We start from the raw sequence: 7528 nt of genomic DNA, 5'->3' as shown, positions 1-7528 counted from the left end.
GTGTGTCCCCGGCCCGCCCCTTGCCGCCGGTGCGCCACAGGCGCGTCTTCTTCGTGCCCAGCAACAGACACGCGCCCTCGTCCGTCTTCGTGTCCGCCAGCGTCCAGTCGTTGGTGTAGAGGCCGTTGTTGCCGTCCTTCATGATGCGGGCGACGTCGTCGATGGACGACGCGTACTGCGCGGCCTTGCGGATGCGGTTGCTCTGGGGCGTGCCGTTCATGTCGAACGGCGACTGGCCCACCGTCGTCTCGCCAATGACGATGCCGGCGGCGTTGACGTACCAGTCCGCGCCGCTGTGGATGCCCCCGGGGAAGGTCTGCATCACGAAGCGGTGGCCCCTGGTGGGCTTCACGTCCAGCACCACGTCCCAGTGGACGCCCGTGTAGCCGCCCCACATGAAGATCTGCCCCATGATGGCGCGGCCATCCGGGGTGGCGGATTGGGTGGCCACGAAGGAGGAGCAGTGGTCCCCCTTCCCCGCCCGCGCCGCGTCCTCCTCCGCCTTGAGGAAGGTGCGGCCGGTGAGCGGCGTGCCCGTGGCCCGGTTCGCCTCGGCGAGCTGCCCCGCGTCCACGGCGGAGTTGAGCGTGACGATGTCCAGCAGGTCCAGCTCGCGGTCCTTGAACTTCGCGCCCGCCTGGTTGGCGCCGTCCGCGATGCCCTTCATCTCCTCCAGGAACTCCGTGTCGTACTTGCGCAGGAAGAGCGCGTCCGCGAGCAGCCGCCGGTGGTTCCACCCCTTGGAGGCGTCCGTCTTGTCCTTCTCGATGCCGAGCTTCTCCATGTAGCGGACGATTTCCCCTGGCACCAGCCGGCCGAACTGGTGGCCCCGCTCGTAGGGCTCGCCCTCGATGTGGACGTAGATCCACCCGCCCTCGTCATAGCGGAAGCCCTTGCCGGCCCAGCGCACCGACTCCAGCGGGATGTAGGCGGTGATGTCGTCCACCTTCTCCATGCGGACGTCGTCGAACCAGGCGGTGCCCGTGGCCTTGCCGTTGCGGCCCAGGTGGAGCTGCACCCGGTCCGAAGCCTGGGTGGCGAAGAAGAGCACCGACGCGCGGCCTCCCGCCTCCGTCGCGGGCGCGGGCGAGCAGTTGGTGAAGGGGAAGCTCTTCATCGACAGGCAGGCGCCGTGCGCCGTGGGGTAGCGCGCCTGCGGGTCCGCCTGGACGCCTCGAGTGCGGACCCAGGCGCTGAGCCGGTAGAGCTGGCCCACCTGGAGCTTCATCGCCTCGGACTCCACCGTCGTCTCGGCGCCGCCCACCGGATTTTCGATGGCCAGCCCGCGAGCGCCCTCCACCTTCGCCGCGGCGCTTCCGGACGCCTTCCCCCGGCCTCGAGCCTTCCAGAACGCGGGGAGCGCGCCGGCGCCTCCCGCAATCTCGAAGTTCCCGTTGGGCACGGCGACGGGCGTGGAGGCGGGCGCGGCGGCCCATGAGGGTGCCGCGTGGAGCGTGCTCGCGGACAGCAGCAGCGCGCCGAGCAGCTTGGACGTCATGCGAAGAGCGGACATGAGGCTCCCAGCCCGGAAGGGACGCCGGGCATCGGGTGGAGGTGGCCGGGGCGCATGACACCCCCGCCCTCCCCGAGCGTCAATCGCGATGCGCCACGCCACGGCGATGACGCACGGCGGCTACCGGGCTGTCCGCCCGTCCGTCCTTCAACGAAGGACCCAGGCGCTCGTGCGGAGGAGCAGCCTGGCCGCGCGCCTCACGGCATCCACGCGGCGCGCCGCCGTCGCTGGCGGGGTGACGGGCGCATCCCAGTCGAAGGCGCGGAGCCGGTTCAGGAAGCCCTGCTGGACGCAGCCCTCCAGGCTGAAGACGTGGAGGTCATGCGTCCAGCGCACAGCCAGACGCAGGTCGCGCGAGAACTCCGTCCAATCCAGGGGCTTCGCGGCGAAGGCGCCGGGCAGCTCCACCCCGCCGCCCGTGACGCCCACCGCCAGGGACTGACTTCCGGGCCCGTAGCTCCAGAGCACGGAGGGGCCGTAGGGCCGCAGGAAGCTGGTGTAGAGCATGAGGACCTCGCGGTCCGCCGGCAGGTCGAGCACCCCCACCAGCCGCTGCACCAGCGTGGAGCGGGACTCCCGCTCGTCCACGATGATGGGGAACTGGTAGGCATCCACCCGGTGGCCGTCCGCGCGGATGCGCTCCATCAGCCGCGCGTACCCTGCCCGCGCATCCCGGACGCGGCGCCCCTGCACGAGCCTGGGCAGGATTTCGCCCAACTGCCGCCACCCGCCCTCCATCCACCGCCGCAGCTCGCGGATGTCCGGCTCGATGTCCAGCCCCACGCCCTCCCACGTCAAGCCGTGCTCGGCTGTCCAGGCCTGGAAGGCCTCGTAGCGCGCCGTGGCCTGCGCCACGTTGCCTGCATGGAACCAGTAGCCCTCGTCGGTGGGCAGCAGCAGCCACGCCGTGACGGGAATGCCCACCCGGTTCAGCCGCTGGACCACCTGGGCCCGCTCCGGCCCCAGGTCGAGCAAGCCCAGGCTCACCCCGGCCTCCAGCGCCGCCAGGTCCTCCACGACGCCAGGCGTGGCGAACAGCTCGCGCAGCGGCGCCGCCTCCAACTCGCAAAAGAAGGTCAGCATGTGAGGTTTCATGTCGGCCTCGCGCCTCCCTAAGCACCGCTGGGGGACAGTGCGCCATACCACCCTGGAGGCGCCGCGGGGCGCTCCACGAGGGCCGGCTGTTCGATCACGTCCATCCGCGCGTCCCGGACCTCGATACCCGCAAGCGATTCCATCGCGCGGTGCTGGACGCTCGGGCGCTCCGGGCGTCAGAAGGTGGACGGGATGTCCCGCGCGCTGACGCGGTGATGACCTGCGATGATTACGAGCAGCTCATGGCGTCCCGAGATGGCACCGATACCCTGCTCCTCATCGAGAGCGTCAAGCCCCGGCTGCGAGGCGTCTCCCACGCCGCGGCCTTCGTGGCGGCGCTGTGCGGGTGCATCCAGCTGGCGCTGCTGCCGGCGCGAGGCCCCCAGTATGTGGCCGACCTCGTGTTCGGCGGCAGCCTGGTGCTGATGTTCGGCGTGAGCGCTACCTACCACCGCTTCACCTGGGGCATGGACGCGTACCGGCGCATCCAGCGCTTCGACCACGCGGCCATCTACATCCTCATCGCGGGCTCATTCACCCCCATGGCCACGCTGGACACCACGGGTGACACCAGCCGGTATCTGCTCTGGTTGATGTGGATCGCCGCGCTGACGGGCGCGGGCCTCACGCTCCTGGGGGTGCACACCTCGCGGGGGATGCGCTCCGCGCTCTACGTCGCGCTGGGTGCCGTGGCCGCGCCGGTGATGCTGCGACTCCCGGAGGTGATTGGCTCCGGGCGCGTCGCGTGGCTCGTGCTGGGCGGCGTGCTCTACGCCGTGGGCGCGGTCATCTACGCGCGCCGCTGGCCCGACCCGCTTCCCACTGTCTTCGGCTACCACGAAATCTTCCACCTGCTCGTCGTGGCCGCGGCGGGCGTGCACTACGCCGTCATCGTGGACATCGTGGGCGGCGCCTGACGCCAGCGCTATCGCCGATGACACCTGTCGGAGGGCCATTCCCGCTCGCGCTCGCAGCGGACGAAACAGGCGTAGCAGTCTCCCGCCCAACGTCTCCTCCCTGCCTCCTTGCACCGGGCATGGGTGTCCACGCAGCGCCGCTTCCATCCAGCATTCGCGCCGTCGTCCCGGCTCGCCTCGCGCTCCTTCGTCACGGCCCGGATTTCCGACAGGTAGACGACGGCTTCCGAGGCGGAGAGGCCGCACAGCTCGGGTTGCGTTGGATGACGCTGGAGGCAACATGAGATGGTGTCGAGACACGCCGTGGCGGGGGCTGGCGCGGGCGTGGAGGTTGCGCGACGGCGGACAGTGCTCGTGGCGCCGCTGGAGCAGCCCAGCGCCAGGCTCGCGAGCGCGATGAGGAGGGACGCGGAGAGGTTCGGCATGGAAGAGGCCTAGAACACGAGACCCCTTCCACCGGCCATCACCCTGGATGGGTATTCCCAGGGCGTCCGCGCCGCTTCAGCGTCCGCCGTTTCAGTACGACCAGGGGAAGCGCTTGAAGTCGCGCTTGCGCTTCTGGACGAAGGCGTCGCGGCCTTCCTGCGCCTCGTCGGTGCCGTAGGCCAGGCGCGTGGCCTCGCCCGCGAAGAGCTGCTGGCCCACCAGTCCGTCGTCGGGAAGGTTGAACGCGTACTTCAGCATCTTGATGGCCGTGGGGCTCTTCGTGTTGATCTCCGCGGCCCAGTCCAACGCGAACTCTTCCAGCTGCGCGTGAGGCACCACGGCGTTGACCATGCCCATCTGGAAGGCCTCCTCCGCCGAGTAGTCGGCCCCCACGAAGAAGATCTCCCGCGCCCGCTTCTGGCCAATCTGCCGCGCCAGCAGCGCCGAACCGTAGCCCCCGTCGAAGGACGCCACGTCCGCGTCCGTCTGCTTGAACACCGCGTGCTCCTTGCTGGCGATGGTCATGTCACAGACGACGTGGAGGCTGTGCCCACCGCCCACGGCCCAGCCCGGCACCACGGCGATGACGGCCTTGGGCAGGAAACGAATCTGCCGCTGGACCTCCAGGATGTGGAGTCGACCCAGGCGCGCGGGGTCGGACTCGCCCTCCTCGCCTTCATACTTGTAGCCGTCCTTGCCGCGGATGCGCTGGTCACCCCCGGAGCAGAAGGCCCAGCCGCCATCCTTGGGCGACGGCCCGTTGCCGGTAATCAGCACGCACCCCACGTCCGTCATGAAGCGCGTGGCCTCCAGCGCCCGGGACAGCTCGTCCACGGTGCGAGGCCGGAAAGCGTTGCGGACCTCCGGGCGGTTGAACGCGATGCGGACCGTGCCCTGGTCCACCGCGCGGTGGAAGGTGATGTCCTTGAACTTGAAGCCCTCGACGGCCTTCCAGCGCGCCGGATTGAAGATGTCCGAGACCATGGTGTTCTCACTCGGGGGGAGAGAAGTGGATGCGCGCGGACCCTAGGCGCAGCGGCAGCGCCCGTCCAGGGATGCGCGCGCAGCCCGCACGGGGGCCAATTGTCCAAACCTCGCGGGAGCGCTCAGACCCCAGCCGGAGCGCTCCGTTGGGCGCCCTACAGCGACACGCGGCGGCGCCAGCGCCCTGCTTGTGCGCGGCGGGATGACGGGTGTTCCCTGCCGCCAGGCGAGTCCTGAGCGAGGGAGAACCATGCACCTGGACCCGAGGTTCCTGCTGCACCGGCGCGCCGTGCTGACCGCGATGGTCGGAGGCGCGGCCGTCTCCGTCCTGGGCTGCCGGAGAAATCCGTCACCCACGCCCCCGCCGGAGGGCGTCTACATCCCCGACGTGAAGCCGGGTGAGGACGTCTTCGGCTACGTCCAGCGGCTCCGGGGCGGCTTCGACGAAACGCTCTACAAGCAAGTGCTCGGCGCGGCCAACACCTTCAAGGAGGGCGACGCGCTGGTGGGCGTCGCCGCCGCGGATGAGCACTCGCGTTCGAATGCGCGCAGGCTCCTGGGGCACACGCGGCTGGCCGACGTGCGGCGACACCCGCTGCACCAGGACGCGTTGCACGCGCTGAGCCTGGAGGCCGAGGATCCGCTGGCGACAGCGCAGACGGCGGACTGGACGCTGGGACGGCTGCGGCGCTTCCTGCTGGAGTCCGAGGAGGCCGCCATCCAGGCCATCAGCCCCGGCCTGGGCAGCGACGCCATTGGCTGCGTCGTCAAGTTGATGAGCGACGCGGAGCTCATCGCGCTGGGAAGAAAGGTGTTCAACCCGCTGCCGGGCAGCCAGGTGGGCGCGCGCGGCTACATGGGAGCACGCATCCAGCCCAACTCGCCCACCGACAACGTGGACGACATCCGCTGGCAGGTGTTCGACGGCTTCTCGTACGCGGTGGGTGACGTGGTGCTCGGGTGCAACCCGGTGTCCTCCTCGCCGGAGTCCGTGGCCGCCATCGAATCCGCGCTGCTCGAGGTGCTGGTGACCTTCGGGCTGACGGACGTGCTGCCCCACTGCGTGCTGTCCCATGTCGACGTGCAGGCGGAGGTGGAGCGGCGGCAGCCCGGCACCACGGGCGTCTGGTTCCAGAGCATCGCTGGCAGCGACAGCGCCAACGCGACCTTCGACATCTCCGTGGAGAAGATGCTCGCCTATGCGGACGAGCGCACCGGCCCCTACGGGCTCTACTTCGAGACGGGCCAGGGCGCGGACTTCACCAACGGCCACGGCCATGGTTACGACATGGTCCTCCACGAGTCGCGCAAGTACGGCTTCGCGAGGGCCCTGTCCCAACGGGTGTCCCAAGCGAGACAAGGCGCTGCGCCGTGGGTGCACCTCAACGACGTGGCGGGCTTCATCGGGCCGGAGGTGTTCCGCACCCGCGAGCAGCTGGTGCGCTGCTGCCTGGAAGACATCGCCATGGGGAAGCTGCACGGGCTCACCATTGGCCTGGACATCTGCTCCACGCTGCACATGGACGTGTCACTGGACGACCTGGACTGGTGCATCGAGCGCATCATGCCGGCGAACCCGGCGTACCTCATGGCGCTGCCCACGAAGAACGACCCGATGCTGGGCTACCTCACCACCGGGTTCCAGGACCACGTCCGCATCCGCGAGCAGTTCGGCTACAAGGTGGATGACCGGATGTGGGCCTTCTTCCAACGCCTGGGCGTCATCGACGCGCAGGGGAAGCCCACCTCGCACTTCGGAGATCCGATCTGGGTCTACCTCCAGTACCTGCGCGCGAAGGGTGACACCCGGCCGGAGGCGGAGATCCGGGCGGACGCGGAGCAGCAGCTGTCCGCGATTCGCGCGCGCGGCGTGCCCTTGGCGCGTGGATACGGTGAGCATCCGTGGGACCTGGAACCCACGCTGGACGCGGAGCTGCGCCGTGTCTACGCGGACTCGAAGAAGAGCCTGTGGACGGAGCTGACACCCACGTTCATCACCACCGTTCCGGAGGGCGTGCGGCTGGTGTCGAAGTCGCAGGACCGGACGGAGTACATCCTTCATCCGGAGACAGGCGAGCAGCTCGACGCCGCGTCCCTGGAGACCGTGCGCGCGCTGAGGACACGGCACGCGGGACGGTATGACGTGCAGTTGATGGTGTCCGACGGACTCAACGCGCTGGCCATCATGGACGAGGGCCAGCTCGCGCCCTATCTGGAGGCGCTGCGCGCGGCGCTGATTGCCGCGGGGTACCAGCCCGCGCCGGAGCACCTGGTGCTCACGTCCGGGCGTGTGCGCGCGGGGTACCGCGTGGGCGAGGCGCTGTACGCGGGCCTGGAGGACACGGCCCGGAACCGGGCCCTCATCCACGTCATTGGCGAGCGGCCCGGTACCGGCCACCACACCTTCTCCGCGTACATCACCGCGCCTCCCGGGGCCGTCTGGTCCCAGGCTGGCAAGGTGGACCACAACATTACCCGCGTGGTGTCCGGGGTCGCGCTCACGGCGTATGCGCCCGCGCTGGCCGCGCCGGAGACAGTGCGGCTGCTCCAACAACTGGCGCCCCGGGGCGGGTGACGTCCAGGGGCGCAACGA

General features: G+C 69.8%; 6 protein-coding genes. 2 read left to right on the top strand and 4 right to left on the bottom strand.

Annotation, left to right across the window (positions count from 1 at the left end):
* Both G4D87_RS02380 and G4D87_RS02375 read right to left on the bottom strand, forming a co-directional pair.
* Positions 1-1513, bottom strand: a 1513-nt coding sequence (locus tag G4D87_RS02380; protein WP_240357956.1) for a C45 family autoproteolytic acyltransferase/hydrolase, incomplete at its 3' end; no start/stop codon positions are given.
* A gap of 147 nt (positions 1514-1660) precedes the next feature.
* Positions 1661-2596: a hypothetical protein gene (locus G4D87_RS02375; RefSeq protein ID WP_240357955.1), complete on the bottom strand. Its 936-nt coding sequence runs from the start codon at positions 2594-2596 to the stop codon at positions 1661-1663.
* 254 nt (positions 2597-2850) lie between these two features.
* Between G4D87_RS02375 and trhA the strand changes: the two genes are divergently transcribed.
* The gene (gene trhA / locus G4D87_RS02370; RefSeq protein WP_240357954.1) at positions 2851-3525 is read left to right on the top strand and encodes a PAQR family membrane homeostasis protein TrhA; all 675 of its coding nucleotides are present in this window, start codon (positions 2851-2853) and stop codon (positions 3523-3525) included.
* 8 nt (positions 3526-3533) lie between these two features.
* Here trhA and G4D87_RS02365 read toward each other — a convergent pair whose 3' ends face one another.
* Entirely contained in the window at positions 3534-3950 is a 417-nt protein-coding gene (locus tag G4D87_RS02365) for a hypothetical protein (RefSeq protein WP_163778084.1), read from the bottom strand.
* Positions 3951-4041: 91 nt separating this feature from the next.
* Entirely contained in the window at positions 4042-4935 is an 894-nt protein-coding gene (locus G4D87_RS02360) for a 1,4-dihydroxy-2-naphthoyl-CoA synthase (protein ID WP_163778081.1), read from the bottom strand.
* Between the two features lie 250 nt (positions 4936-5185).
* On the opposite strand from G4D87_RS02360, the gene eutB reads away from it, so the two are divergent.
* Positions 5186-7510, top strand: coding sequence for an ethanolamine ammonia-lyase subunit EutB (gene eutB, locus G4D87_RS02355; RefSeq protein WP_163778078.1), 2325 nt, complete (start codon positions 5186-5188; stop codon positions 7508-7510).
* The last annotated feature ends 18 nt before the right edge of the window (positions 7511-7528 follow it).

The organism is Myxococcus vastator (assembly GCF_010894475.1).
Taxonomy (GTDB): domain Bacteria; phylum Myxococcota; class Myxococcia; order Myxococcales; family Myxococcaceae; genus Myxococcus; species Myxococcus vastator.
Note: the sequence above shows the minus strand (reverse complement) of the source record. Positions and strands in the feature narration are given on the sequence as shown.